Origin of the sequence: Paracoccus simplex (genome assembly GCF_042648325.1) — a bacterium.
Lineage (GTDB): Bacteria > Pseudomonadota > Alphaproteobacteria > Rhodobacterales > Rhodobacteraceae > Paracoccus > Paracoccus simplex.
Window position 1 is genome coordinate 73776 of the sequence record NZ_JBHRXE010000011.1, and the last position, 23583, is coordinate 97358.

Genomic DNA, 23583 nt, shown 5'->3' on the forward strand with positions numbered 1-23583 from the left:
GCGCAGCATGGACGATTTCACCCTGGCGCGGATCGTCCATGTCGTCGCGGTGCTGATGTGGATCGGCGGCGTGGGTTTCGTGACCCTGGTGGTGATCCCGGCGATCCGCCGGCTGCATTCGCCGGGCGAGCGGCTGGCCGCCTTTCACGCCATCGAGGGCCGGTTCTCGCCCCAGGCGCGGCTCTGGGTGGCGCTGGCCGGGGCCAGCGGGCTGTGGATGACCTGGCGCGGCGAAATGTGGCAGCGCTTTTCCGATCCCGCCTTCTGGTGGATGCACGCCATGCTGGCGGTCTGGCTGGTCTTCGCCGCCATGCTGTTCGTGATCGAGCCGCTGTTCCTGCATCGCCGCATGGCGACTTCGCCCCAGGCCGAGCGCGATTTCGACCGGCTGGGTCGGATACATTACCTGCTGCTGGCCGTCGCCCTCGTCGCCGTGATCGGCGCCGTGGGCGGGGCGCATGGCATGTTCTGACAACCTGCGGCAGATCGCGGGTGCCCGCGGCCGCCGTCTTGTCGTAACATGGCCTTTCGATCCGCTGCGAAAGATTCCTTTTCCATGGTGATGCCATGTCCGCGCCCCTGACCCCGGCCCTGCGCCAGATCGCCAGCCAGTCGCGGCTGTTCTCGACCATGCCCCCGGCGCTGTCCGAGCAGTTGCTGGACCAGGCGCGGGTGGTGCAGTACCAGCGCGGCGCACCGATCTTCTACCAGGGCGACATCGCCCGCGCCCTGCATATCGTGGCCGAGGGCTGGGTGAAGCTTTACCGGCTGTCGCCCGGCGGCACCGAGGCGGTGGTGGGCACGATGACGCGCGGCCAAAGTTTCGGCGAGCCGATCGCGCTGCGCCGCGCCGCCTATCCGGTCTCGGCCGAGGCCTCGACCGATTGCCGGCTGATCGCGCTGCCCTCGGACGCGCTGCTTTCGGCGCTGAAATCGCGACCCGAGGCGGCGATCTCGATCATCGCCTCGACCTTCCAGCACCTGCAGGCGCTGGTCGAACAGATCGAGGAGCTGAAGGCGCGCTCGGGCACGCAGCGGGTGGCGGGCTTCCTGCTGGAACTGTGCCCCGAAGGGGCCGAGGACCGCGCCACGGTGACGCTGCCCTATGACAAGGCGCTGATTGCCGGGCGGCTGGGCATGAAGCCCGAAAGCCTGAGCCGCGCCTTTGCCCGGCTGCGCGACCATGGCGTGCAGATCCGCCAGAACAGCGCCGAGATCGGCTCGATCCCGGCGCTGCGCGAGGTGGTCGAGGGCGATCCGGGCGATGCCTGGTCGCGCTAGAGCGCGCTCAGCGTCCCGATCAGCGCCAGCCACAGCAGCAAGGGCGTCATCACCGCCGCCAGCCAGCCCGGCGCGCCGGCAAGGTGCAGGAACTGTCCCAGGATCGCCCGGGCTTTCAGCGCCGCCAGCGCCAGCAGCCCCGCGCCGACCAGCGGTCCCGCGCCCTGCGCCAAGGCCACCGTCACCAACACCAGAGCGAGAAGCCAGAGCCAGGTTTTCATCAAAACGTCCATTGCCTAGCCCAGAAGATAGATCGGTGGCAGGATCAGCACCCAGACCAGGTCGACCATGTGCCAGAACATCGCGCCGGCCTGAACCGCGTCCGACCGGGCGCGCCAGGCCACCAGCGCCAGCAGCGCCACCCCGGCGATGACATGGGCGGCATGAAAGCCGGTGAGCAGGTAGTAGAAGGTGAAGAACGGGCTGGCCTCCATGCTGATGCCGCGCTCCCAGTCGCCGGCATATTCCGCCGCCTTCAGGGCCAGGAAACCCAGCCCGCCCAGGGCGGCAAGGCCCAGGCCCAGCCGCGCCGCGCGCTTGCGGCCCCGCGCCGCGGCCCGCTCGGCCCGGGCGGCGGCATAGCCGGAACTGACCAGGATCACCGTGTTCAGCGCGGCCAGGCGGCCGTCCAGCAGCGCCTGCGCCTCGGCAAAGCCGGCCGGGTCGCGCAGGCGCAGCGCCGCCATCACCGTGATGCCGGCGGCAAAGACCAGCAACTCGGACACGATCAGCACCCACATCAGCAATTCGCCGGGAAGATCGTCCAGCCGCATCACGACACCAGCTGGCGATAGATTTCCGGCAGGGCACCGACCAACCGGTCGGGATCGCGGATCACCGCGAAGCCGCCGCGGCCGAAGATGCGCGGGAACCAGGTCTGCGCCGCGCGGTCGATGGTGATGCCGAAGACCGCATGGCCGGCGCGACGGGCCTCGCGCACCGCCATGGCGCTGTCCTCGATGCCGTGCCGGCCCTCGTAGTGGTCCAGGTCGTTGGGCTTGCCGTCGGTCAGCACCAGCAGCAGCCGGCGCGCCCGGCTTTGTGCGGCGAGCCCGGCCGAGCAATGCCGCAGGGCGGCGCCAAGGCGGGTGTAGAAGCCGGGGCTCAGCGCGTTGATGCGCGCCTCGACCGCCGGGCCCATCGGCTCGTCGAAATCCTTGCAGCCATGCAGCCAGACCCGGTCGCGCCTGAGCGACGAGAAACCCTGGACGGCAAAGCGGTCGCCGCAGCTATCCAGCCCCCAGGCCAGCGCGGTCAGCGCCTCGCGGGCGATCTGGATCACCGGCCGGCCCGAGACCATGCTTTCGGTCGAGCGCGACACGTCGAGCAGGATCGACACCGCCAGGTCGCGCCGCCCCGGCCGGGACTGGCGCCAGATGCGGTCGCTGCCGCGCCCGGTGGCACGCAGATCTGTGACCGAGCGCAAGGCGGCGTCCAGGTCCAGCTCCTCGCCGTCGGGTTGGCCGGACTGCATGGTCCGGGCCGGGCGCAGCGCCTGAAAGCGGCGCTGCACGGCGCGGATGCGGCGGCGGGCGGCGGCATCGGGCGGGGCCTGCAGCGCGGCATCGCCGCCGGCGGGCGCAGCCAGCACCCGGCAATGGTCGGGCAGATAGGTCTGGGCGCGCGCGTCCCATTCCGGATAGGTGAAGGCTGCGGACAGCCGCTCGCGGTCCACGTCCTCGGGGGCGAGGTCCAGGTGCAGCTTCAGCCGCGTCGCCGGCGCCTTCGAGACCTGGCCGAGGCCGATCTCGTCCTGGTCGTCGGCGGCCTTCTTGGCGTTTTCCAGATCGTCATCCTCGACCCGGCGGTTGAGGTTCAGGAATTGCGTCCAGCTCAGCAGGGCCTCGAACTTGTAGAGGATGATGCTGTCCTTGCGCTCGGCCTGGTCGGCCTTGTGGCGGCGGGCCTTGCGGGCCGGGCCGTCCCCGGCTTCCTCGGCATCGCCGCCGGTCGCCGGTTCGGCAGTTTCGGAGGGCGCCGACAGGCGCGGGGCGCGCAGGTCGGGCCACATCGGTACCGGCCGGAACGGACGATAGCCGCGCGGCGCCGGCGGGGCGCGGCCGGGATCGTCCAGCAGCGCGGTATCGGCCGGCACCGGATCGCCCAACGACCGGCGGATCAGCGCCTCGACGGCACCCTCGGTTCCGCCGATGCTGGCCGGCCGCAGCGCCAGATGCGCCTGCGCCAGCCGGTCCCAGACCGGCCGCAGGCCGGGCGCGTCGGCCAGGGTGGCCGCCACCATGGCGCGGGCGCCGGCGATGGCGGCCAGATCGGCGCGCAGCGGATCCGCGGGCAGGGCGGGGCGCGGCGCATGGGCCGCGGCGGCCGCACGCCACAGGTAAAGCGCGGCATTGTCCGCGGCATCGGGAAACTCGGCCAGTCGCGCCGGCAGGCGCAGCACCTCGCCGTCGAAACTGGCGCGCGCCACCCGTTCGGCCGGGGTGGCCAGGCGGCGGCGCAGGCGCAGCCGGTGGCCGCTTTCCTCGTCCGCCACCGGCCGGATCTCGACCGAAGGACCGCCGCCCAAGCCGCGGAATAGCACCGCCAGCCGCGGCTGCATCTGCTCCAGCGTCACCGCCGCGGCGCTGAAATCGGGCGGCGCGTCCAATCGGCTGGCCAGACCGTGCCAGAGCTTGCCGACCGTCTCCTCGGGCTCCCATGGGGCGAGATCATGCGCCATGTCAGCCTGCCAGCGCGCCGACCAGATCGACAAGGCCGCGCTTGACGTCGGCATCGTCGGTCAGGGGCTCGATCATCGCCGCCGCGACGGCCCGGTCGAAGCCCATGCCGCCGGCGATCAGCGTCGCGGCATAGATCACCAGCCGGGTCGAGACGCCCTCTTCCAGATCCTGGCCCTTGAGCCCGCGCAGCTTGCCGGCGATGCGGATCAAGAGCTTGGCGCGGCTTTCGTCCAGCCCGCTTTCGCGGCAGACCACCGGCAGCTCGTGCTGGGGCAGCGGAAAACCGAACTCGACCGACAGGAAGCGCTGCCGGGTCGAGGGCTTCAGGGTCTTCAGGATGTTCTGGTAGCCGGGGTTGTAGCTGGCGACCAGCATGAAGCCGGGTCCGGCCTGCAATTCCTCGCCGGTGCGGTCGATGGGCAGGATGCGGCGGTCGTCGGTCAGCGGATGCAGGACCACGGCCACGTCCTTCCTGGCCTCGACCACCTCGTCGAGATAGCAGATCGCACCCTCGCGCACGGCGCGGGTCAGGGGGCCGTCGACCCAGACCGTCTCGCCGCCCTTGAGCAGGTAGCGCCCGATCAGGTCGGCCGCCGACAGGTCGTCATGGCAGGAGACGGTATAAAGCCGCCGGCCCAGCCTCGCCGCCATATGGGCGACGAAGCGGGTTTTGCCGCAGCCGGTCGGGCCTTTCAGCAGCAAGGGCAGGCCGTGGGCATGGGCGGCGGCGAAGACCTCGCATTCGTCGCCCTGCGGCAGGTAGAAGGGGGCAGGGGTGATGCTTCCGTCCATGGTCTCACTCCGCAGCATGTTTGACGACCGGGCCGGGCTCGATCACTTCGCGGCGCGGCATCAGCGTCGCCCAGATGAACAGGACCACCCCCAGCACCACCGCGACGCCGGCGCCGAAGCGCATCCAGTAGAACAGCGCAAGCTGGTCCTGCACTTCCATGTAGTTCATGCCCAGCACGCGCTGCAGATGGGTCTGCACGGTGCCGGCAAAGGTCAGCACGAAGGTCATGAACAGCATGCCGCCCGCCATCAGCCAGAACGAGGCCATCAGCACCACCTGGTTATAGGGGTCGCGGCCGCGCAGGATCGGCATGGCATAGGTGAACAGCGCCAGGTTCAGGCAGACATAGGCGCCGAAGAAGGCCAGGTGGCCATGCGCCGCGGTGACCTGGGTGCCGTGGGTATAGTAGTTCACCCCGTGCAGCGTGTGCAGGAAGCCCCAGACCCCGGCGCCGAAGAAGGCCAGCACCGCGCAGCCCAGCGACCACAGCAGCGCCGCCTTGTTCGGATGGTCGCGCCGGCCCTTCCAGACCATGACGAAGGCGAAGGCCATCATCGCGAAGAAGGGCACGATCTCGAAGCTCGAGAAGATCGAGCCGATCCACTGCCAATAGGCGGGCATGCCGATCCAGTAGTAATGGTGCCCGGTGCCCAGGATGCCCGAGAACAGCGCCGAGGCGACGATGACGTAAAGCCATTTCTCGACCACCTCGCGGTCCACCCCGGTCAGCTTCAGCATCAGGAAGCCCAGGATCGAGGCCATGATCAGCTCCCACACGCCCTCGACCCAGAGGTGGATGACGTTCCACCAGTATTGCTTGTCGAGCGCCAGGTTCACCGGGTTGTAGAAGGCGAACAGGAACAGCAGCGCCAGCCCCCAAAGCCCCAGCAGCAGGATGGTCGAGATGACCGTCTTGCGGCCCTTCAGCATCGTCATCGAGACGTTGTAGAGGAAGATCAATGCCGCCACGACCAGGCCGACCTTGACCCAGGTGGGTTGTTCAAGGAATTCGCGCCCCTGCATGCCCAGCAGGAAATTGCCCTCGAACAGGTTGAAGGCATAGGTCAGCACCGCGCCCAGCGTGCCGACGACCATGATCGCCAGCTGCAGATAGGCCAGCAGCGGCGAATGGATCTCGCGCTCGGCCTCCTCGGGGATCAGGAAATAGGCCGAGCCGAAGAAGCCGGTCAGCAGCCAGACGATCAGCGCGTTGGAATGCAGCATCCGACCGATGTTGAAGGGCAGGGTCTCGGACAGGAAGTTCGGGTTGACATAGATATAGCCGATCAGCAGCCCCATCAGGACCTGCACGGCAAAGAGCGCGAGCGCCACGTAGATATAGGCCAGCGCGATTTTCTGGGTCTGGTATTTCATCGCTTCGTTCCTTCAGCCCGCATCGTTCGGCGGCCAGTTCTGGGTATTGATCCGCCCGGTCCACAGCAGGAAATCGGTCAGTTCGCGGATCTCCTGGTCGGTCAGGTGGAATTGCGGCATCTGCCGACGGCCCTCGACGCCGGTGGGCTGGGCTTCCATCCAGCCCTTCATTGCCTCGAAGGCGGTCTCGGGATCGTCCTGCACGCCCCAGCGTTTCATCACGTTGCCCAGTTCGGGCGCGAAATAGGCGCCTTCGCCCAGGATCGAGTGGCAGTTGATGCAGGCCTTCTTTTCCCACAGGTGCTTGCCCGCGGCGACCTCGGGCGTCAGCCCGGCCGTGTCCGTCGAGACATGGGTGATATAGTAATGACTATGGGCGAAAAGCCCGATGAAGATGAGAATGAAGAACAGCGACCCGCCATAAAAGATGTTCCGGGCCATGCTCTTCGTCAGGACTTCGCGCATGGCGAGCGACTCCGCGAGCAGTTGGCAATCGCCCTTTGAATGCGCCGGCGGGCGGCGGCGCACCTTAACCAAAGTCAAGGCGCCGGGGAAATTCTCCGGGCAAATTTCTCGGGTATGCAGGAGAAGCGTTTGATGACCGAACATGCCCCGGCGATCTGGCCGATCTGGAAACTGGCGCTGCTGCTTTACGTCTTCGCGGCGGGGGCGGTGGCGATCAACCTGTTCATGCTGGGGCTTCTGGGTCAATCGCTGGGACTGCCGGCGCTTTCGCCGATGACGGTGCTGGCGCTCTCGGTGCCGCTGGGCGTGCCGGCGGCCTGGGCCTCGGGGCTCTGGGTGCGGCATCTGCTTGAACAGGCGCGCTAGCGTGATCGGGGCTGCGGCCCGCGATCCGTTGTGCTAGCCCTGCCCATGCCGGCCCATCCCGCCGGCGCCATGCGCAGGGATCCGATGCCGGAACCGCTTTCCCTTCTGCCGCTTTTCGCCGGGCTCGACCCGGCGCAGCTGGATGTGGTGCGCCAGGGCATGGCTCGGTTGGCGCTGGCGCCGGCCGAGGTGCTGTTCACCCAGGGCGACCCGGCGGCGCGGTTCTTCGTGCTGCTGGACGGCCGGCTGAAGGTCACGCAGGTGACCGAGGACGGCCAGCAGTTCATCGTCCGCATCGTCCATCCCGGCGAGCTTTGCGGTTTCGCCCCGGCGCTTGGCCGCAGCCATTATCCCGGCAGCGCCGAGGCCATGGTGGAAAGCCGCCTGCTGGCCTGGCCACGCGCCCGCTGGGAGCCGCTGATCGGCGCCGCGCCCTCGCTGGCCTTCTCGGCGATCCAGGCGGTGGGGCGCAAGCTCGACGAGGCGCATATCCGCCTGCGCGAGATGAGCACCGAGGAGGCGGGCCGCCGCATCGCCCATCTGCTGCTGCGCCTGGCGCGCGAGGATGCGGGGCCCGACACGGTGCCGCCGCCGCGACCCGGCCCGGTCGAGATTCCCTTTCCCCTGACCCGCCAGGACATCGCCGACATGAGCGGCAACACCCTGCACACCGCCTCGCGCATCATGGCGGCCTGGGAGGCGGACGGCATCCTGCTGCGCGCCCGCCGCAAGGTGATCATCGCCGACGTGCCGGCGCTGGAAGCCATCGCCCAGGCGCAATCCTGATATGAACAGTCTGCAATTTGAGGTAGCGCAAAGTCCCGCCGATTCCCGGGTGCTAGCTGTCGGGCCGGAAGATTGATTTTCCGCAAGGAGACAGGAAATGAAACGCTCTCTGACATTGGCCGCCGCGCTGGCCTTTCTTGCCGTTCCGGCGCTGGCCGCGGACCATCAGGTGCAGATGCTGAACAAGGGCGCGGATGGCGCCATGGTCTTCGAGCCCGCCTTCGTGCAGGCCGAGGTGGGCGACACCATCACCTTCGTGCCCACCGACAAGAGCCATGACGTGGCCTCGCTGCCCGGCATGCTGCCCGAGGGCGTGGCCGAGTTCGAATCCAAGCTGAACGAACAATATGTGCTGACCGTGGACAAGCCCGGCCTTTATGCGGTGAAATGCAAGCCGCACCTGCCGATGGGCATGGTGGCGCTGATCCAGGCCGGCGGCGATGCCTCGAACTACGACGCGGTGGCCGGGGGCAAGCTGCCCAAGAAGGCCCGCCAGCGCATGGATGCGCAATTGGAAAAGGTCGCGCGCTAAGCCTTTCGCCCCCCACGGGGCCTGAGCCTTGGCCCGTCGCCGGTTCCGGGCGGCGGGCCTTTCTGTCTGAGAGGATGCCATGGGCAAATCTGCGAAATCCCTGCGCCCCGAGGGCGGCATTCCGCGCGGTCTGTCGCGGACCGGCCCGGTGCTGTTCTCCTATGGCTTTCGGCCGTTCTTCCTGGGCGGGGCGCTTTGGGCGGTGGTGATCATGCTGCTGTGGATCGCGGCGCTGACCGGCCATGGCGCGCCGGGCGGCGCCTATGGCGCCAGCCATTGGCACATGCACGAGATGCTGTTCGGCTTTTCATCGGCGATCCTGGCCGGATTCCTGATGACGGCGGTGCCGAACTGGACCGGCCGCATGCCGCTGTCCGGGCGGCCGCTGATGGCGCTTTCGGCGCTGTGGCTGGCCGGGCGCCTGGCGATCACCTTTCCGCCGACCGCCTCGCCGCTGCCCGGCGTGGTGCTGGAATCGCTGTTCCTGCCGGTGATGGCGCTGGTCTTCCTGACCGAGATCGTCGCCGGCCGCAAATGGCGCGACCTGAAGGTGGTGGGCGCGGTCGCGGTGCTGGCGCTGGCCAATACCGGCTTTCACCTTGCGGTGCTGCGCGACGGCGACCCGGCCATGGCGGCGCGGGCGGCGATCTCGGCCTATGTGCTGCTGATCATCATCATCGGCGGGCGCATCACCCCCAGCTTCACCCGCAACTGGCTGGCGCGGCGGGGCCCGGGGCCGCTGCCGGTGCCCTACAACAGGTTCGACACCGTGGTTTCCTGCGCCTCGGCCGCCACGCTTCTGGGCTGGGTGCTTGCGCCCGAGGCGCTGCCGGTGGCGCTGGCCGCCTGCGCGGCGGCGGCGCTGAACCTGGCCCGGCTGGCGCGCTGGCGCGGCTGGCTGACCGCGCGCGAGCCGCTGGTCCTGTCGCTGCATGGCGGCTACCTGATGCTCGCCCTGGGTTTCGCCGCCGTGGGCCTGGCCGGTTTCGGCGTGATGAGCACCGCAGCGGCGCTGCATGTCTTCGGCGTCGGCGCCATCGGCGGCGAGATGCTGGCGGTGATGACCCGCGCCACCCGCGGCCATACCGGACGCGAGCTGACCGCCTCGCTGCCGACCAGCCTCAGCTATCTGGCGATCTTCGCGGCGGCGCTGCTGCGGCCGGCGGCCGAGTTCGGCGCCTATGAGCCGTTGATCCACGCCACCGGCGCCGCCTGGATCCTGGCCTTCGGGCTGTTTTGCGTCGAACATGCGCCGATGCTGCTGCGCCAGCGCAAGACCCTGCGCGGCGCCTAGGCTTCGGCCCGCCGCAGCAGCAGCCGGTAGCCGCTGCCGTCCGCGGCATGGTTGCCGGCCCATTGATGACCCGCCGCGGCCAGTTGCGGCAGCAGGGTTGCGGGCTCACGCTCGAGCAGGGCGAAGACCACCTCGCCCGCCGCCGCGGCCTCCAGCGCCGCGGTCAGTCGCGCCAGCGCCTCGGCTTCCGACAGGCCGGTCAGGTCCAGGAAGGCCGAGGGCTCGGGCCAACTGAAGGCTTCCAGTGCGCTGCCGAGGCTCAGCGCCTGTTCGGGGCGGCGGAAGTCGATCTGCCAGGCATTGCCGCCCAGCGGGGTTTCGCTGTGGAGGAAGCCCTGCCGCTCCATCACCCGGAACAGCGGCACCGGCCGGAACGGCGCGATCAGCCGCAGGGTCTGGCCTTCGGCCAGCGCATCGGCGGCAGCCATGATCGCGGCCAGGGGCTCCTGCCCCTCGGCCAGAATCGGTCTTACATCAAGGGTGACGATATCGGTCATGGCGTTCCCGGCTGGTGGCATTCTGGCGCATGGCGCGGGGTCAGGTAAAGCGGGTTTCGCGGCCCTGACCGTCCAGCGCCCGCACCTCGACGCCGGGCAGGGCGGGCAGGGCGGCGCGGATCGCCGGTGCCGGCGCCAGGGCGAAGCCGGTCGAGAGCGCATCGGCCAGCCCCGCCTCGTCGGCGATGACCGAGATCCGCGCCCAGTCGGCGCGCGCCGCGCCGGTGTCGGGGTCGATCAGATGCGGCAGCCGGCCGGCGGCGTCGAAGGTGAAGCCGCCCGCCTCGGTGGTGGCGATGGCGCGGTCGATCAGCGACGCCTCGCCGCCGCCCGCCAGCGCCACGCGCCAGGGTTCGGCGGCGGTGCGGCCGCCGATGGCGCGGATCTCGCCCATGTCGACCAGCGTGTGTTCGGCGCCGCCGGCACGAAGCAGCGCGGTGATGCGGTCGGTGATGATACCCTGGGCGATGCCGTTTAACGTCAGCGCCATGCCGGGGCGCAGCAGGATGCGGTCGTCGTTGACCCGGATGCGGTCGAATCCGACCAGCTGCCGCGCCGCCTGCACCGCCGCCGCGTCCCCCGCCGCATGGGCGCGCCAGAGCGGCTGGATGCTGGGATCGAAGCGTCCGCCGGTCAGCCGGTGTACATGCCGGGCCAGCCGCAGCGCCGCCACCATCTCCGGGCTGGGCGTGACCAGCAGGCCGCTGCGGTTCAGCTCGGACAGTTCGGAACTGTCGCGGTAGAGGGTGAAGATATCCTCGAGCCGCTGCAGCTCGGCCCGGGTTTCGCGGATCAGCGCCTGGGCGCGGGTGCGGTCGGGATGGTTCAGGATCAGCGCCACCGGCGCGCCCATGGCCTGGCCGCGCCAGACCGTCGCGCCCGAGGCATCGTCCGGTGCGGCATGGGCCAGCAGCGGCGCGCCGAGCGCGGCGGCCGAGATGGTCAGGAAACGGCGGCGGTCAATGCGCATCCCCGGCCTCCTCCGCTGCGGTTTCGCCGGCGCCCAGAACCTCGTCGGGGGTCAGCTCGTCGAAGGTCTGCACGCTGCCGCCCTTGTCGGCGGCGAATGCCTCGGCGGCCTCGCGGCTGCCGAAGGGCACGATCTCGGCCCCGCCCATGCCGGCCTGCATGGTCGAGCCGACGACATAGAAGGCTTTTGTCGCGTCGATCCAGTTGTCGGCGCCGGGATCGGCCCAGCTGGCCGCCTTGGCCATGTCCGAGACGTAAAGTCCGCCGTGATCCTTGACCTCGTCCGGCATCATCGAGAAGGCGACCGTGTCGCGGGCCGAGGAGAACCAGTAGGCGCCCATTTCCTTCGACAGCACCACCTGGCCCTTGGGCCCTTCGTGTTCCATCAGGTTCATGCCGCAATAGCGCCCGATGGCCTCGGCGGTCATGGTCACGGGCGGCAGGGCGGCGGTCGTCTCGTCCCGGCAGGCCGGCAGCGCCAGCGTCAGCAGGGCAGCGATCAGCAGCGGTTTCATTACAGGTTCCTTCGCGAGAATGCGGTCATGGCCAGGGTCAGCGGCAACGCGCACCACAGAAGCAGCGCCGCCGCCAGCAGGCCCGGGGTCAGTTGCGAATTGTCATAGACGCCGCCCATGCCGGACAGCATGGCCGAGGCGCCTTCGCCCAGCGTCAGCAGGCGATAGGCGTCGGTCGGGTTCAGCAGCAGCGCCAGGTCCATGATCCAGCCCGGCACCGCGTGGCCGCCGCGCGCCACCAGCGCCGCCAGCAGCGCCATGTCGTAAAGCGCCACGAACAGCAGCCACAGCCCGATGGCGATGCCCGCCGCGGTCGAGCTTTCCTGCACGACCGCGGAAGCCAGCGTTCCCAGTGCCAGGAACACCGCCCCCAGCAGCACCGAAATCGCGGTCATCATGGCAAAGGCCTGCCAGCCCTCGGCGCCGTGGCGCCAGATCACGAAGATCGCCGCGAAGCCGAAGCCGATCACCGTGGCCAGCGCCAGGATGGCGAGCTGGCCCAGGAACTTGCCCGCCACCACCTGCGGCCGCGACAGCGGATGGCTGAGCAGCAGCAGCAGCGTGCCGCGCTCGGCCTCGCGGGTGATGGCGTCATGCGAGAGCAGCAGCGCGATCAGCGGCACCAGGAAGATGGTCAGGCTGGCCAGCCCCACCACCACCACGTCCAGCGCGCCGGTCGCGGTCGAGCCGGTGGGTGCCGAACCCAGCGCGGCGATGACCGAGGCCAGCGCCGCCATGACCACGGTCATCGAGACGACCCAGCGGTTGCGGATGCCCTCGGCCAGTTCGCGGCGGGCGATGGTCAGGATCGCGGACATCAGGCGGCCTCGCTGCGCAGGAAATGGGCGTAGATGTCGTCGAGGCTGGGATCCTCGAGGGTGATCTCGCGCGCGCCGGTGTCGAGCAGGGCGCGCAGTGCCGTGACCTTCTCGGCCTCGGCCAGGTCGATGCGGCGCAGCCCGCCATCCGAGGCGCGGAAGCGCAGGCGCGAGGGCAGGCCGGCCAGCCGCCGCAGTTCCGCCAGCGAGCCGTCGGCGATCTTGCGGCCCTGGTTGATGACGATGACCCGCTCGGCATGGCCTTCCAGTTCGGTCAGCGCGTGCGAGGACAGCAGCACCGTCGCGCCCTGCCGCGCCAGGTCGGCGACGATGCCGTAAAGCTCGCGCCGCAGGGCGGGGTCGAGACCCGAGGTCGGCTCGTCCAGCAGCAGCAGCCGCGGCGCCCCCAGCAGCGCCTGCGCCAGGCCAAGGCGCTGGCGCATCCCCTTGGAATAGCCGCGCACCGGCCGGTCGGCGGCGTCCAGCAGCCCGACCCGCGCGAACAGCGCATCATGGCCGCGCGCCGGCAGGCCCTTGAGCCGGGCGTAGAAGCCCAGTGTCTCGCGCCCGGTAAAGGACAGGTGGAACTGCACGCTTTCCGGCAGGTAACCCAGTTGCGCACGGGCGGCGCGGCCATGGCCGGGATCGGCGCCCAGCACAGAAATCCGCCCGGCATCCGCCCGGGTCAGGCCCAGCATCATCTTGATCTGCGTGGTCTTGCCGGCGCCGTTATGGCCGACCAGCGCCACAACCTGGCCGGGCGGCAGCGTATAGGAAAGCGCGCTGACCACCGGGCGGCCGCCATAGCTTTTGCCCACGCCTTCAAGGATCACGGTCGGGTCGTTCGGGGCGGCGGTCATGGCAGGGGCCTTTCGGAATTCTGAAACATCAGCGGGTGGCTGTCGGTCACGCCGCCGGGCAGCAGGGCGGGAAAGCGGCTTTGCGCGAAACGCAGGATCTGCACCGCCGGGCTGGTCAGCAGCATCCGCGCCTGCGGGGCGGTCCACATCACCTTGTCCACCATGTCGTTGGGGCGATAGGCGCTGTCGGCCAGCCCGTCGCCGTTCAGGTCGAAAGCGGCATTGTCGGACCAGTAGTTGCCGACGCCGTCCAGCGACCATTCCAGATAGCGGGTACCGACATATTTCACCTGGACGCGGTTCTGCACGAAATCGTTGCGCGACATCAGGTTGCCCTCGGCCCCGGCGGTGAAATGGATGCCGATGGCGCAGCCCTCGAAATGGTTGCCGGTGAAGCGGTTCTTGTTGGCATTGTAGATGAACACGCATTTCTCGGGCGCGATGCGGTTTCCGGCCGAGGCGGGGTCGGGGGCCGGCACGCCGGCCTCGAGGCTCTGGCCCATGTCGCGCCAGCGGCTTTCCGGGGCCGGGCGGCCGATCACCCGGTTGCCCGACAGCACCGAGCGGTTGGCCGAGTTGAACAGGAAGCCGTAGTCGCGGTCGTTCTCGGAGGAATTGCCGGTGACGGTCAGCCGGTCCGAGAACATGATCGCATAGCCCATGGCATTGTCGCGCGAGACATTGCCGCTGACCTCGCTGTCCGAGGTGTTCATGTAATGGATGGCGAAGCGGGTGTCGTGGATGCGGTTGTTGCGGAAGGCGTTCTTCTTGGAGACCGAGACGAAGATGCCGTCGCGGCCCTGGGCGATCTCGTTATCCTCGACCGCGGCGCCGGGGGCGTTCCAGACGCTGACGCCGTTGCCAAGCTCGGACTGCCGGCCCAGGCGGCCGGTGATGCGGTTGCCCGAAACCAGCGCGTCGCGCGCGCCCTGGATGCGGATGCCGTGCAGGTTGTCGGTCAGCACATTGCCGTCCACGCGCGCACCGGTGGCGCGCTTGGTCAGGAAGATGCCGGAATCCATCCGGTCGAGATCGCTGCCCGAGCCGGTGACGCCGAGCCCGGTGATGCGCACGTCCGGGGCATCGACCGCGATCACATGGCCCTGTCCCGCGCCATCGACCACCGCGCCGGGTTCGCCGCGCAGGGTCAAGGGCGTCGCGATCAGCAGGGGGCCGCGCCAGCGGCCGGCCCCCAGCAGGATTTCGTCCCCCGGCCGGGCATTCGCCAGCGCCTGCGCCAGCCCGGCATCGTCGGCCGGGCGCAGCCTGTCCGCCGCCAGCGGCGAGGACAGCAGCAGCGCAAGGGCAAGGCCAAGGCCAAGGGCGGGACGCAGCATCAGGCCGGCTCCACCAGCATGCGGCCCTTCATCTCCATGTGCATGGCATGGCAGAACCACGAGCAGTAATACCAGTAGACGCCCGGCCGGTCGGCCTTGAAGGTGACCGAGGCGGTGGCTTGCGGCGCGACCTCGATGTTGATGCCGTAATTGACGATGCAGAAGCCATGGGTCAGGTCTTCGACCTCGTCGATATTGGTGACATAGACCGTGACCTCGTCGCCCTGCTTGACGGTAAAGCTGTCGAGCCCGAAGGCAGGGGCCGAGGAGGTCATATAGACCCGGACCTTGTTGCCGTCGCGGATGACCTCGCTGTCGATCATCAGGTCGATATTGTCCTTTTTCGCCTGCTCGACCGCATCGGCGAAGAACGGATCGTTGCGGTCCCAGAGCGAAACCGGGTTCACCTTGGAGGCGTGGATGATCGTCGCGTCATGCGGCTCGGCGAAGGTGGGGTTGTCGTGGACGATCTTCATCTCGTCGCCCGAGATGTCGATCAGCTGGTCGCATTCCGGCTTCAGCGGCCCGACGTTCAGGAAACGGTCCTTCGAGAACTTGTTGAGCGAGATCAGCCATTTGCCATCGGCTTCCTTGGTCTGTCCCATCGAGGTGTGGTTGTGGCCGGGCTGGTAGTGCACGTCCAGCTTCTGCCGGATCGGGTCGACCTTCTCGCCATTATGGGCGCGGATCGCGTCCTCGATGTTCCACTTGCAGATCTGGCTGTCGATGAACAGCGTCGTATAGGCATTGCCGCGGCCGTCATAGGCGGTGTGCAGCGGACCGAGGCCCAGCTCCGGCTCGGCCACCACGGTGTCGCGCGGCTGGATCTTGCCGGCGAACAGGTCGTCGAACTTGCGCACGTCGAAGACCGTGACCGTGGGCGAGAGCTTGCCGTTGGCGACGATATGGATGCCGTCCGGCGCGGTGTTGATGCCGTGCGGGCCGTTCGGGACGGGGACGTAGCGCACCAGCTTGTTGTCCTCGCCGCGGCCGTCAAGCACGCGCACGCCGTTCAGCTCCTGGCCCTCGCCGGCCTTCACCGCGGCTTCGATGGCCTGGATGTTGAAGATGGTCAGCCAGTCCTGGTCCTTTTCCATCGTCTCTTCCAGCGTCACGCCGCCTTCCGAGTTGTAGCAGGTCGCGAAGGCGTATTTGCCCTGGTAGTCGGCGTCGACGTTGTCGAGGTTGCCGTCGACGATGATCTGCCAGGCCACCTGCATGGTGTCGGCGTCGATGGCCGAGAAGACCGAGTGGTATTGCGAAGGATCGTTCAGCGCCGTGCCGTCATTGGGCAGCGGCACGCCATCCTCGCCATTGGCGAAGACATAGCCGGTCCGGGGGTATTTCTGCAGCCGCAGCCCGTGGACCGTGTGCTGGTTCGGCAGTTCGATGATCTTGTCGCAGCGCATCACGTCCATGCGGATGCGGGCGACGCGGGTGTTGGCCTTGTCGTTGATGAAGAAATAGCGCCCGTCATAGGTGCCGTCGGTGAACGAGGGATGCGGGTGGTGGGCATCGCCATTGCTGAAGAAGCCGCCCTTGTCCTTGAGGAATTCGCGGGTCTGCGGCGTCAGCCCCTCGGTCAGGACCTTGATCGATTCGTTGGACTGCCCCCAGCCGGTGGCGCTTTCGCGGTTGAAGATCGGCACCCGGATCAGTTCGCGCATCGAGGGCAGGCCAAGGATGCGCACCTCGCCCGATTGGCCGCCGGAGAGCAGGACGTAATATTCGTCCAGCTCGCCCGGCGCCACCTCGAAGGATTGCCCCTCGGCGGCGCCTTGCGCGGCCGCCTGTCCGGCGATGGCCGCCGCGCCCAGCCCGGCGCCGGCGCCCAGCAGCGCGCGGGGCGCGACGCTGCCCGCGCCGGCGGCGACGGCCATGCCGCTGGCCAGAAGCTGGCGTCGGTTGGGCCGGAAATCACTGTCTTTGGTCATGTCATGCTCCTTTGAGATCGGGGGGATTGTCGGCGGTCGCGGCGCGCTGTGCGCGGAAGGCGGGCGGCTGCTCGCGGCCGGTTTTGCCGGTGGCGGCGGCGGGTTTCGGCTGCGCGCTGCGGGCGATCTTCTCGCGCCGCGCTTTCTGGGTGATCATGTGCGGGCAGCGCGTGTCGTCGTGGTAGAGCACCTGGCAATTCATGCAGTAGATGCATTCGTTGACGTTGATCTGGCCCTCGGGGTGGATGGCCTTGACCGGGCAGTCATTGGCGCAGCGCTGGCAGGGGCTGCCGCATTCCGGCCAGCGCTTCAGCCATTCGAACATGCGCATCCGGCCCGGGATCGCCAGCGCCGCGCCCAGCGGACACAGATAGCGGCAATAGAAGCGCTCGATGAACAGGCCCGGCAACAGGCAGGCCAGGGCGAACAGCACGAAGCCCCATTCGCGCATGAAGTTCAGGACGATCGCGGTCTTGAACGGCTCGACCTCGGCCCAACGTTCCGCATCGGCCAGCGAATAGAGCGACAGCCCGAACAGGCCCAGGAAGATCATGTACTTGATCGGCCACAGCCTTTCGTGCAGCCCCCAGGGCAGGTCGATCTGCGGCACGCGCAGCTTGCGAGCGATGGTGTTCGACAGTTCCTGCAGCGCGCCGAAGGGGCAGAGCCAGCCGCAGAACGGCCCGCGGCCCCAGAACAGCAGCCCGGCCGCCACCGCGCTCCACAGGATGAAGACCAGCGGCGCCGACAGGAAATATTCCCACGAGAAGCCGGAGAGCAGCGCGTTGACGAAGGTCAGCACGTTCACCACCGACAGTTGCGCATGGACCAGCCAGCCCAGCCAGAGCAGGGTGAAGGCCAGATAGCCGCGCCGGACCCAAAGGAAGGTGCGCGGGTATTTGGTCAGCACGTCCTGGAAGAAGAAGATCGCGGTCAGCAGCGCCAGCGCGGTGCCGAGGATGGCGATGTTCGCCCGGTTCATCTGCCACATGGTCTTCCACAGAGCCGGGCCGTCATCCTCGGCGGTGGGCTGGCCGACCTGCGGCTGCGCCGCGGGCGTGTCGGCGACCGGGGTCGCCGGGGCGGCGGGCGGCGCGGCGGGCAGCAGGTAGCGCTCGGGGATCTGGTAGGCAAGGTCGAAGGGCAGGGTGGCCTTGTCGCGGCCCCGGGTGGCGCGCTGGACCAGAAGCTGCAGCTCGAAGGGCTGCGCCACGTCGAAGGTGAAATCCTGCGGCACGACGAAAAGCGCGATCTCTTTCAGCCGCGGTGCCCCCGCCGCGGCCAGGACCGGAATGCGGGTGTGATCGCGGTCCTTGAAGCGCAGGCCCTGACCGTCCTGCATCAGCTCGATCCGGTCGAAGATGCCGCCGCGCACATAGCCCGAGCCCTTGAAGGAATAGGCGCCGTCGCCCGCGACCAGCACCGCCGCCTGGCCCGGTTGCAGCTTCGCCGCCAGCCGGTCATAGGCGGCATCGCCCAGCAGGCTGCGGCCGATGGCGGGCACCGAGACCGGCGCCAGGTAAAGGTCGATGAACGCGTCCTCGGGATTGCCGGTCTCGGCGTGCTGGGCGGCCAGCGGCTGGCCGGCATCGGCGAAGGCCTTGCTGACCTCTCCGACGCTCATGACCAGCGAGCGCACCGAGCCGTCGCCCAGCAGCGTCTGCCAGTCCTCGGTTCCGGTAACGGCGGGGTCCAGTTCGCGGCGGGTCTCGGCCGGGGCGGGGCCGGCGGCGATGCCGTCCAGCCGCCCCGAACGGATCAGCCTGACCGCCGAACGCACGATGCTGTCGCCCATGACCAGCACCGTCACCGTGGCGCCCGAGACGATCTCGGCCTGCGGCGGCTTGGCCTCGCCCGCCGCGACGCGGCCCAGATCGGCGCCGATCAACCCGTTCAGCGCCGCCAGCACCTTGGGCTCGGGGATACCGATCAGCACGATGGGCTCGTGATGTTCGACCATGTGGATGCCGCGGATCACGCCCTTTCGGTCGATGCCGACGACGATGCGGATCGGTTTGCCGGAATAGCCGGTCGAGGGGGTGAAATCGCTGTTGAGATAGGCGTAACCCAGCGTCTCGCCGCCCTTCAGGACCGGAACGATGGCCGGTTCGCCCTCCGGGGCGCCGTAGCTCTCGGCCCCCTCGAACAGCTGCGAGGGTGGGGTCTTTGCCAGCGCCTCGTCCAGGGTCAGCGCCTGGCCTGCGGAAACCATGCTGCAAAGCACGAGAAAAACCGCAAGCCAGCAGGACTTGAGGAGGCGGACAGGCATGGACATGGCAGGCTCGGGCAGTTGCGGTATCGGGCGCAACATGCCGCGCCGCGCCGGCCCCGACTTTGCGCCAGCGCAAGGTTCGCCGTTTTCCCGGTCAGGCGTCGTGCAGCGTGAATCGCGCAAGACGCTTGATCCGTTGCCTTCTTCCTGTCGCAATGCGGGATCCGGGCGCGGGCGCGCTTGCCGTTCCGCGCCGCACCGGCTCAGTATCGCGGTTGCATGACCCGACTCCGCGCCCGGCTTCGGTCGTGTGGCCTGCCGGGCATGTCCCGGCCGAGAGCGCGTGATGAAAGCCTGCCGGAAGCCCATGGACTTGCACTCGCAGCCGTCGGGTTCCGCCTTTCCGCGAAGAAAATTGCCGGAACCCCGGCCGCGGGCCGGGGTTGGTTTCGCATGACACAGACAGTCCACATCTTGGAAAGGAGTGCGCAATGAACTGGGATATCATCGAAGGCAAATGGAACCAGCTCAAGGGCAGCGTGAAAGAGCAATGGGGCGACCTGACCGATGACGAGCTGACCGAGGTGGCGGGCCAGAAGGACAAGCTGGCCGGCAAGCTGCAGGAAAAATACGGCTGGACCAAGGAAAAGGCCGACGAGCAGATCAACAGCTTCTTCCGCGACCGGGTCTGACCCGGCGGCCCATCACAAGGCAAGGCCCCGGCAGGTTCCCGGGGCCTTGCCCAGCCGGGCGTTCCCGGCCGTCGGTGCGAACAAAATGCGAACCAATCTGCCATTGAACCCGACGGCGCGGCTTCCTATCTTGTCAGCCAGCAGGGGGCGCAGACTGCCTGTCTTAGGGGTTGCGCCTCTTGGCGAGAAAGGACTGATTCCATGAACGAATTCGCCCAAACCACCCATCCGGTCCTGCCTTTGCGGGATATCGTGGTGTTTCCGCACATGATCGTGCCGCTGTTCGTCGGGCGCGAGAAATCGGTGCGGGCGCTCGAGGCCGTGATGGAGCAGGATCGTCCGATCCTTCTCGCAGCCCAGAAGGATGCCGCGGTCGATGAGCCCGCCGCCGAGGGGATCTTCCGCACCGGCGTGCTGGCCAATGTGCTGCAACTGTTGAAACTGCCCGACGGGACCGTGAAGGTGCTTGTCGAGGGGCGCGAACGGGTGCGCGTCACCGATTTCGTGCCGAATGACGATTACTTCGAAGCCCGCTGCGAATCCCTGGCCGAAGAGCCGGGCGATGCCGACACGCTGACCGCGCTGACCCGCGCCGTCGCCGAGGAGTTCGAGCGCTATGTCAAGGTGCGCAAGAACATCCCCGAGGAAGTCGTGGCCGCGGTGGCCGAGGCCCGCGACGCGGCCCGGCTGGCCGATCTGGTCAGCGGCCATCTGGGCATCGCGCTGGACAAGAAGCAGGAACTGCTGGAAACCCTGGTGACGGCCGAGCGCCTGGAGAAGGTCTATGGCCTGATGCAGGGCGAGATGTCGGTGCTGCAGGTCGAGAAAAAGATCAAGTCCCGCGTCAAGACGCAGATGGAGAAGACCCAGCGCGAATACTATCTGAATGAGCAGATGAAGGCCATTCAGAAGGAGCTGGGCGACGGCGAGGATGGCTCGAACGAGCTTACCGAGCTGGAAGAGAAGATCAACCAGACGAAGTTCAGCAAGGAGGCCCGCGAAAAAGCCGAGGCCGAGCTGAAGAAGCTGAAGTCGATGTCGCCGATGTCGGCCGAGGCCACGGTCAGCCGCAACTATCTGGACTGGCTCTTGTCGCTGCCCTGGGGCGTGAAGTCGCGCATTCGCAAGGATCTCGGCAAGGCCGAGGAGGTGCTCGACGCCGATCACTACGGGCTGGAAAAGGTCAAGGAACGCATCGTCGAATATCTGGCGGTGCAGAACCGCTCGACCAAGCTGAAGGGGCCGATCCTGTGCCTTGTCGGGCCTCCGGGCGTCGGCAAGACCTCGCTGGGCCGTTCGGTGGCGCGGGCAACGGGGCGCGAGTTCATCCGCATCAGCCTTGGCGGCGTGCGCGACGAATCCGAGATCCGCGGCCATCGCCGGACCTATATCGGCTCGATGCCCGGCAAGATCATCCAGGCGCTGAAAAAGGCCAAGACCACGAATCCGCTGATCCTGCTCGACGAGATCGACAAGATGGGCCAGGACTTCCGCGGCGACCCGGCCTCGGCCATGCTCGAGGTGCTGGACCCGGAACAGAACGCGACCTTCGTCGATCACTATCTTGAGGTGGAATACGACCTGTCGAACGTGATGTTCGTGACCACGGCCAACAGCTACAACATGCCCGGACCGCTGCTCGACCGGATGGAGATCATCCCGCTGGCCGGCTATACCGAGGACGAGAAGCGCGAGATCGCGCGCCAGCATCTGCTGCCCAAGCAGATCACGGCGAACGGCCTGCGCAAGGGTGAGTTTTCGGTGACCGACGAGGCGCTGACCCATGTGATCCGCTATTACACCCGTGAGGCGGGCGTGCGGTCGCTGGAGCGCGAGATCGCCAAACTGGCGCGCAAGGCGGTGACCGAGATCCTGAAGGGCAAGGTCAAGTCGGTCGAGGTGACGCCCGAGAAGGCCGAGGAATACCTGGGCGTGCGCCGCCACCGCTATGGTCTGGCCGAAAAGGACGATCAGGTCGGCGTGGTGACGGGGCTGGCCTGGACCCAGGTCGGCGGCGATCTGTTGCAGATCGAGGCGCTGAAGCTGCCCGGCAAGGGCCGCATGAAGACGACCGGGAAACTGGGCGAGGTGATGAAGGAATCGATCGACGCGGCGGCGAGCTATGTGCGCTCGATCGCGCCCCAGATCGGGGTGAAGCCGCCGAAATTCGACGCCATCGACATCCATGTCCATGTGCCCGACGGGGCCACCCCCAAGGACGGCCCTTCGGCGGGCCTTGCCATGGTGACCTCGATCGTCTCGGTGCTGACGCAGATTCCGGTGCGCAAGGACATTGCCATGACCGGCGAGGTTTCGCTGCGCGGCAACGCCATGGCCATCGGCGGACTCAAGGAAAAGCTGCTGGCGGCGCTTCGGGGTGGCATCAAGACGGTGCTGATCCCGGTCGATAACGAGAAGGACCTGGCCGAGATCCCGGCCAATGTGAAGGAAGGGCTGAAGATCATTCCTGTCAGCCATGTGCGGGAAGTCCTGCAGCAGGCGCTGGTGCGGATGCCTGAACCCGTCGAATGGGACGAGGCTGCCGAGGAGGCGGCCGAGGCCAGCCGGTTGGCCGCGACCCGCGAACAGGGAAGCGGCGACTCGGCGGTCGCCCACTGATACGAGGCCGCGCGGCATCCGCGCGGCCTTTTTCTTGACCGAGTCTCCAGGGGAAAGGAGTGTTTCCATGGCACGGTCACAGGCAAGATCCGAACCCGAGGCCTTCGCCGATCCCGAAACGGCCAAGGTGCTGCAGAAGCGGCAGCTCCTGTCCCAGGTGGCGCGCCGCACCGGCCTGCGCAACAGCGAAGTCAAGACCGTGGTCGAGGCGACCTTGGCCGAGTTGGGCGATGCGATCGCCTCGGGAATGACGCTGGCGCTGCCGCCTTTGGGGCGGGCGCGCATCAGCCGCCGCCACGACGGCGCGGGCGGCGAGATCATCACCCTGCGCCTGCGTCGCCGCGGTTCCTGACGATTGCGAGCGCGGCATTTTTTCGGCTGCAGCCTCTTGCGGTGCGCTTCGTCTGCGGCTATCTAGCGCGCACCGGGCGATTAGCTCAGCGGTAGAGCGCTTCGTTCACATCGAAGATGTCAGCGGTTCAAATCCGTTATCGCCCACCATTATTCTGAAGGCGCTAAGGCAGGTTTAACACCCCCTTAGCGCCTTTTTCATCCCCTTCCCGACATCTTGTCACCATTTCCGAAGATGTCCGCGGTCACCACGCGGTCACCGGAAATCGGACGACGGTGTCACCGGTGGCCTGCAGCGGCAAGGCCAGAGGCTCGCCGTGTAGCCGCCGTTCGTGATTGCGGATGCACCGCGGTCCTTTCTTCACGGGGAAACGAGCCGTTTCGGCAGCTTCTCCTGGCGGTCGTGATATGCTCCGGACGGGCGTCGGACGAGTGCCGCTGCGGGCGAAGAACACAGGGAAACGGGATCTCTTCTTGGGCTTCATCGACATCACATCGATCCGCCTCTGGATCCGCCATTTGTCAACATGACCTAGAGGCCATCGTCGACTGGATCGGCAGGATCGAAGTTGAGGATCACGGCGGCGCCTACCGCCGACCGTCAGCTAAGGGCTCAAAGTCTCTCTCTGCCAAACAGAGAGATGCCCTTTTCCTGTGTTCTTCGCCCGTAGCGGCACTCGTCCGATGCCGGTCCGGAGCATATCGAGACTGCCAGGAGAAGCCGCCGAAGCGGCTCGTTTCCCCGTGAAGAAAGGACACGCGGTGCATCTGCAATTACGAACAGTGGCTGCACGGCGAGCCTCTGGCCTTGCCGCGGAAGGCCACCGGTGACACCGCCGTCCGAATTCCGGTGACCGCGTAATGATCGCGGACATCTTCGGAAATGGTGACAGGATGTCGGGAAGAGATGAAAAAGATGCTAAGGGATTGTTGAACCTCGCCTAATCTTGCAGTCTTGGCATCGCCGTTCCGGTCATGCACACTTCTTGCAGTTTTAGTTTGCTCATTTCCCCCGCGGAGGCCTTTTTCATGAACGCCCCCCTGCGCCAGTCCGAGCGGCTGGGCCGTTTGACGACCGCCCTCGGCCCCGACACGCTGGCGCTTTTGCGCTTCGACGGCACGGACCACCTGAACGACCTGTTCGAATACCGCGTCGAGGCGCTGGCCACCCGCAACGATCTCGACTTCGACGCGCTGATCGGCACCC

At 67.8% G+C, this 23583-nt stretch carries 23 protein-coding genes, 1 tRNA gene and 1 pseudogene; 11 read left to right on the top strand and 14 right to left on the bottom strand.

The window, feature by feature from the left end:
• The first annotated feature begins 7 nt into the window (after positions 1–7).
• Both ACFOMP_RS05295 and ACFOMP_RS05300 read left to right on the top strand, forming a co-directional pair.
• Positions 8–472: a hypothetical protein gene (locus ACFOMP_RS05295; protein ID WP_379028378.1), complete on the top strand. Its 465-nt coding sequence runs from the start codon at positions 8–10 to the stop codon at positions 470–472.
• A 95-nt stretch (positions 473–567) separates the two neighbouring features.
• Positions 568–1281 (top strand): Crp/Fnr family transcriptional regulator, encoded by a 714-nt coding sequence (locus ACFOMP_RS05300; RefSeq protein WP_289893921.1) that lies wholly within the window; start codon positions 568–570, stop codon positions 1279–1281.
• Here the strand turns inward: ACFOMP_RS05300 and ACFOMP_RS05305 are convergent.
• Genes ACFOMP_RS05305 through ACFOMP_RS05330 form a run of 6 tightly spaced genes read right to left on the bottom strand, consistent with a single transcriptional unit; the run spans position 1278 to position 6594 of the window.
• Entirely contained in the window at positions 1278–1502 is a 225-nt protein-coding gene (locus ACFOMP_RS05305) for a cytochrome C oxidase subunit IV family protein (RefSeq protein WP_289893920.1), read from the bottom strand. The genes ACFOMP_RS05300 and ACFOMP_RS05305 overlap by 4 nt on opposite strands.
• A gap of 15 nt (positions 1503–1517) precedes the next feature.
• Positions 1518–2054 carry a cytochrome c oxidase subunit 3 gene (locus ACFOMP_RS05310; RefSeq protein ID WP_379028380.1) on the bottom strand — a complete coding sequence of 179 codons (537 nt, stop codon included), beginning with the start codon at positions 2052–2054 and terminating at the stop codon, positions 1518–1520.
• Entirely contained in the window at positions 2054–3961 is a 1908-nt protein-coding gene (locus ACFOMP_RS05315) for a nitric oxide reductase D protein (RefSeq protein ID WP_379028382.1), read from the bottom strand. The genes ACFOMP_RS05310 and ACFOMP_RS05315 overlap by 1 nt, the downstream gene beginning before the upstream one ends.
• Before the next feature lies 1 nt (position 3962).
• Complete coding sequence (locus ACFOMP_RS05320; protein ID WP_379028384.1) at positions 3963–4754, bottom strand: CbbQ/NirQ/NorQ/GpvN family protein; 792 nt, start codon at positions 4752–4754, stop codon at positions 3963–3965.
• A 4-nt stretch (positions 4755–4758) separates the two neighbouring features.
• Entirely contained in the window at positions 4759–6129 is a 1371-nt protein-coding gene (locus tag ACFOMP_RS05325) for a cbb3-type cytochrome c oxidase subunit I (protein ID WP_019351573.1), read from the bottom strand.
• Between the two features lie 12 nt (positions 6130–6141).
• On the bottom strand, positions 6142–6594 hold the full coding sequence (locus ACFOMP_RS05330) for a c-type cytochrome (RefSeq protein ID WP_289893914.1): 453 nt from the start codon (positions 6592–6594) through the stop codon (positions 6142–6144).
• Between the two features lie 132 nt (positions 6595–6726).
• On the opposite strand from ACFOMP_RS05330, the gene ACFOMP_RS05335 reads away from it, so the two are divergent.
• The 4 genes from ACFOMP_RS05335 to ACFOMP_RS05350 all read left to right on the top strand — a co-directional run bounded on the left by ACFOMP_RS05335 (position 6727) and on the right by ACFOMP_RS05350 (position 9572).
• Complete coding sequence (locus ACFOMP_RS05335; protein WP_379028386.1) at positions 6727–6960, top strand: hypothetical protein; 234 nt, start codon at positions 6727–6729, stop codon at positions 6958–6960.
• An 84-nt stretch (positions 6961–7044) separates the two neighbouring features.
• Entirely contained in the window at positions 7045–7746 is a 702-nt protein-coding gene (locus ACFOMP_RS05340) for a Crp/Fnr family transcriptional regulator (RefSeq protein ID WP_379028388.1), read from the top strand.
• Positions 7747–7843: 97 nt separating this feature from the next.
• A complete protein-coding gene (locus ACFOMP_RS05345) occupies positions 7844–8278 on the top strand; it encodes a pseudoazurin (protein WP_289893911.1) in 435 nt (144 codons plus the stop codon).
• A gap of 79 nt (positions 8279–8357) precedes the next feature.
• A complete protein-coding gene (locus tag ACFOMP_RS05350; protein ID WP_379028390.1) occupies positions 8358–9572 on the top strand; it encodes an NnrS family protein in 1215 nt (404 codons plus the stop codon).
• On the opposite strand, the gene ACFOMP_RS05355 is transcribed toward ACFOMP_RS05350, so the two are convergent.
• Genes ACFOMP_RS05355 through ACFOMP_RS05390 form a run of 8 tightly spaced genes read right to left on the bottom strand, consistent with a single transcriptional unit; the run spans position 9569 to position 18777 of the window.
• Complete coding sequence (locus tag ACFOMP_RS05355; RefSeq protein ID WP_379028392.1) at positions 9569–10069, bottom strand: DUF2249 domain-containing protein; 501 nt, start codon at positions 10067–10069, stop codon at positions 9569–9571. The genes ACFOMP_RS05350 and ACFOMP_RS05355 overlap by 4 nt on opposite strands.
• 40 nt (positions 10070–10109) lie before the next feature.
• Positions 10110–11039: an FAD:protein FMN transferase gene (locus tag ACFOMP_RS05360; protein ID WP_379028394.1), complete on the bottom strand. Its 930-nt coding sequence runs from the start codon at positions 11037–11039 to the stop codon at positions 10110–10112.
• Positions 11029–11553 carry a nitrous oxide reductase accessory protein NosL gene (locus tag ACFOMP_RS05365; RefSeq protein WP_379028396.1) on the bottom strand — a complete coding sequence of 175 codons (525 nt, stop codon included), beginning with the start codon at positions 11551–11553 and terminating at the stop codon, positions 11029–11031. Before ACFOMP_RS05365 ends, ACFOMP_RS05360 begins: the two co-directional genes overlap by 11 nt.
• Positions 11553–12371 carry an ABC transporter permease gene (locus ACFOMP_RS05370; RefSeq protein ID WP_289893906.1) on the bottom strand — a complete coding sequence of 273 codons (819 nt, stop codon included), beginning with the start codon at positions 12369–12371 and terminating at the stop codon, positions 11553–11555. The genes ACFOMP_RS05365 and ACFOMP_RS05370 overlap by 1 nt, the downstream gene beginning before the upstream one ends.
• Positions 12371–13231, bottom strand: a complete 861-nt coding sequence (locus ACFOMP_RS05375; RefSeq protein ID WP_379028398.1) for an ABC transporter ATP-binding protein — start codon at positions 13229–13231, stop codon at positions 12371–12373. Before ACFOMP_RS05375 ends, ACFOMP_RS05370 begins: the two co-directional genes overlap by 1 nt.
• Positions 13228–14568, bottom strand: coding sequence for a nitrous oxide reductase family maturation protein NosD (locus tag ACFOMP_RS05380; RefSeq protein WP_289893904.1), 1341 nt, complete (start codon positions 14566–14568; stop codon positions 13228–13230). The genes ACFOMP_RS05375 and ACFOMP_RS05380 overlap by 4 nt, the downstream gene beginning before the upstream one ends.
• Positions 14568–16502, bottom strand: coding sequence for a TAT-dependent nitrous-oxide reductase (nosZ, locus tag ACFOMP_RS05385; protein ID WP_289893902.1), 1935 nt, complete (start codon positions 16500–16502; stop codon positions 14568–14570). Before nosZ ends, ACFOMP_RS05380 begins: the two co-directional genes overlap by 1 nt.
• 1 nt (position 16503) lies before the next feature.
• Positions 16504–18777, bottom strand: a complete 2274-nt coding sequence (locus ACFOMP_RS05390; RefSeq protein WP_289893901.1) for a NosR/NirI family protein — start codon at positions 18775–18777, stop codon at positions 16504–16506.
• Positions 18778–19205: 428 nt separating this feature from the next.
• On the opposite strand from ACFOMP_RS05390, the gene ACFOMP_RS05395 reads away from it, so the two are divergent.
• The 5 genes and pseudogenes from ACFOMP_RS05395 to ACFOMP_RS05415 form a co-directional block, all read left to right on the top strand.
• A complete protein-coding gene (locus ACFOMP_RS05395) occupies positions 19206–19406 on the top strand; it encodes a CsbD family protein (protein ID WP_019352530.1) in 201 nt (66 codons plus the stop codon).
• A gap of 201 nt (positions 19407–19607) precedes the next feature.
• Complete coding sequence (gene lon / locus ACFOMP_RS05400) at positions 19608–22025, top strand: endopeptidase La (protein ID WP_379028401.1); 2418 nt, start codon at positions 19608–19610, stop codon at positions 22023–22025.
• Between the two features lie 67 nt (positions 22026–22092).
• Complete coding sequence (locus ACFOMP_RS05405) at positions 22093–22377, top strand: HU family DNA-binding protein (protein ID WP_289893899.1); 285 nt, start codon at positions 22093–22095, stop codon at positions 22375–22377.
• Between the two features lie 74 nt (positions 22378–22451).
• Positions 22452–22526 (top strand) — tRNA-Val (locus ACFOMP_RS05410).
• 279 nt (positions 22527–22805) lie between these two features.
• Positions 22806–22907: pseudogene (locus ACFOMP_RS05415) on the top strand (IS5/IS1182 family transposase); the annotation flags it as partial.
• Positions 22908–23583 lie beyond the last annotated feature (676 nt).

Coding starts and splice junctions, on each gene's coding strand:
- ACFOMP_RS05305 (WP_289893920.1), bottom strand. CDS start 1,502: ATGAAAACCTGGCTCTGGCTTCTCGCTCTGGTGTTGGTGACGGTGGCC.
- ACFOMP_RS05395 (WP_019352530.1), top strand. CDS start 19,206: ATGAACTGGGATATCATCGAAGGCAAATGGAACCAGCTCAAGGGCAGC.
- ACFOMP_RS05300 (WP_289893921.1), top strand. CDS start 568: ATGTCCGCGCCCCTGACCCCGGCCCTGCGCCAGATCGCCAGCCAGTCG.
- ACFOMP_RS05380 (WP_289893904.1), bottom strand. CDS start 14,568: ATGCTGCGTCCCGCCCTTGGCCTTGGCCTTGCCCTTGCGCTGCTGCTG.
- lon (WP_379028401.1), top strand. CDS start 19,608: ATGAACGAATTCGCCCAAACCACCCATCCGGTCCTGCCTTTGCGGGAT.
- nosZ (WP_289893902.1), bottom strand. CDS start 16,502: ATGACCAAAGACAGTGATTTCCGGCCCAACCGACGCCAGCTTCTGGCC.
- ACFOMP_RS05320 (WP_379028384.1), bottom strand. CDS start 4,754: ATGGACGGAAGCATCACCCCTGCCCCCTTCTACCTGCCGCAGGGCGAC.
- ACFOMP_RS05350 (WP_379028390.1), top strand. CDS start 8,358: ATGGGCAAATCTGCGAAATCCCTGCGCCCCGAGGGCGGCATTCCGCGC.
- ACFOMP_RS05370 (WP_289893906.1), bottom strand. CDS start 12,371: ATGTCCGCGATCCTGACCATCGCCCGCCGCGAACTGGCCGAGGGCATC.
- ACFOMP_RS05315 (WP_379028382.1), bottom strand. CDS start 3,961: ATGGCGCATGATCTCGCCCCATGGGAGCCCGAGGAGACGGTCGGCAAG.
- ACFOMP_RS05360 (WP_379028394.1), bottom strand. CDS start 11,039: ATGCGCATTGACCGCCGCCGTTTCCTGACCATCTCGGCCGCCGCGCTC.
- ACFOMP_RS05345 (WP_289893911.1), top strand. CDS start 7,844: ATGAAACGCTCTCTGACATTGGCCGCCGCGCTGGCCTTTCTTGCCGTT.
- ACFOMP_RS05295 (WP_379028378.1), top strand. CDS start 8: ATGGACGATTTCACCCTGGCGCGGATCGTCCATGTCGTCGCGGTGCTG.
- ACFOMP_RS05325 (WP_019351573.1), bottom strand. CDS start 6,129: ATGAAATACCAGACCCAGAAAATCGCGCTGGCCTATATCTACGTGGCG.
- ACFOMP_RS05365 (WP_379028396.1), bottom strand. CDS start 11,553: ATGAAACCGCTGCTGATCGCTGCCCTGCTGACGCTGGCGCTGCCGGCC.
- ACFOMP_RS05405 (WP_289893899.1), top strand. CDS start 22,093: ATGGCACGGTCACAGGCAAGATCCGAACCCGAGGCCTTCGCCGATCCC.
- ACFOMP_RS05330 (WP_289893914.1), bottom strand. CDS start 6,594: ATGCGCGAAGTCCTGACGAAGAGCATGGCCCGGAACATCTTTTATGGC.
- ACFOMP_RS05340 (WP_379028388.1), top strand. CDS start 7,045: ATGCCGGAACCGCTTTCCCTTCTGCCGCTTTTCGCCGGGCTCGACCCG.
- ACFOMP_RS05310 (WP_379028380.1), bottom strand. CDS start 2,054: ATGCGGCTGGACGATCTTCCCGGCGAATTGCTGATGTGGGTGCTGATC.
- ACFOMP_RS05375 (WP_379028398.1), bottom strand. CDS start 13,231: ATGACCGCCGCCCCGAACGACCCGACCGTGATCCTTGAAGGCGTGGGC.
- ACFOMP_RS05390 (WP_289893901.1), bottom strand. CDS start 18,777: ATGTCCATGCCTGTCCGCCTCCTCAAGTCCTGCTGGCTTGCGGTTTTT.
- ACFOMP_RS05335 (WP_379028386.1), top strand. CDS start 6,727: ATGACCGAACATGCCCCGGCGATCTGGCCGATCTGGAAACTGGCGCTG.
- ACFOMP_RS05355 (WP_379028392.1), bottom strand. CDS start 10,069: ATGACCGATATCGTCACCCTTGATGTAAGACCGATTCTGGCCGAGGGG.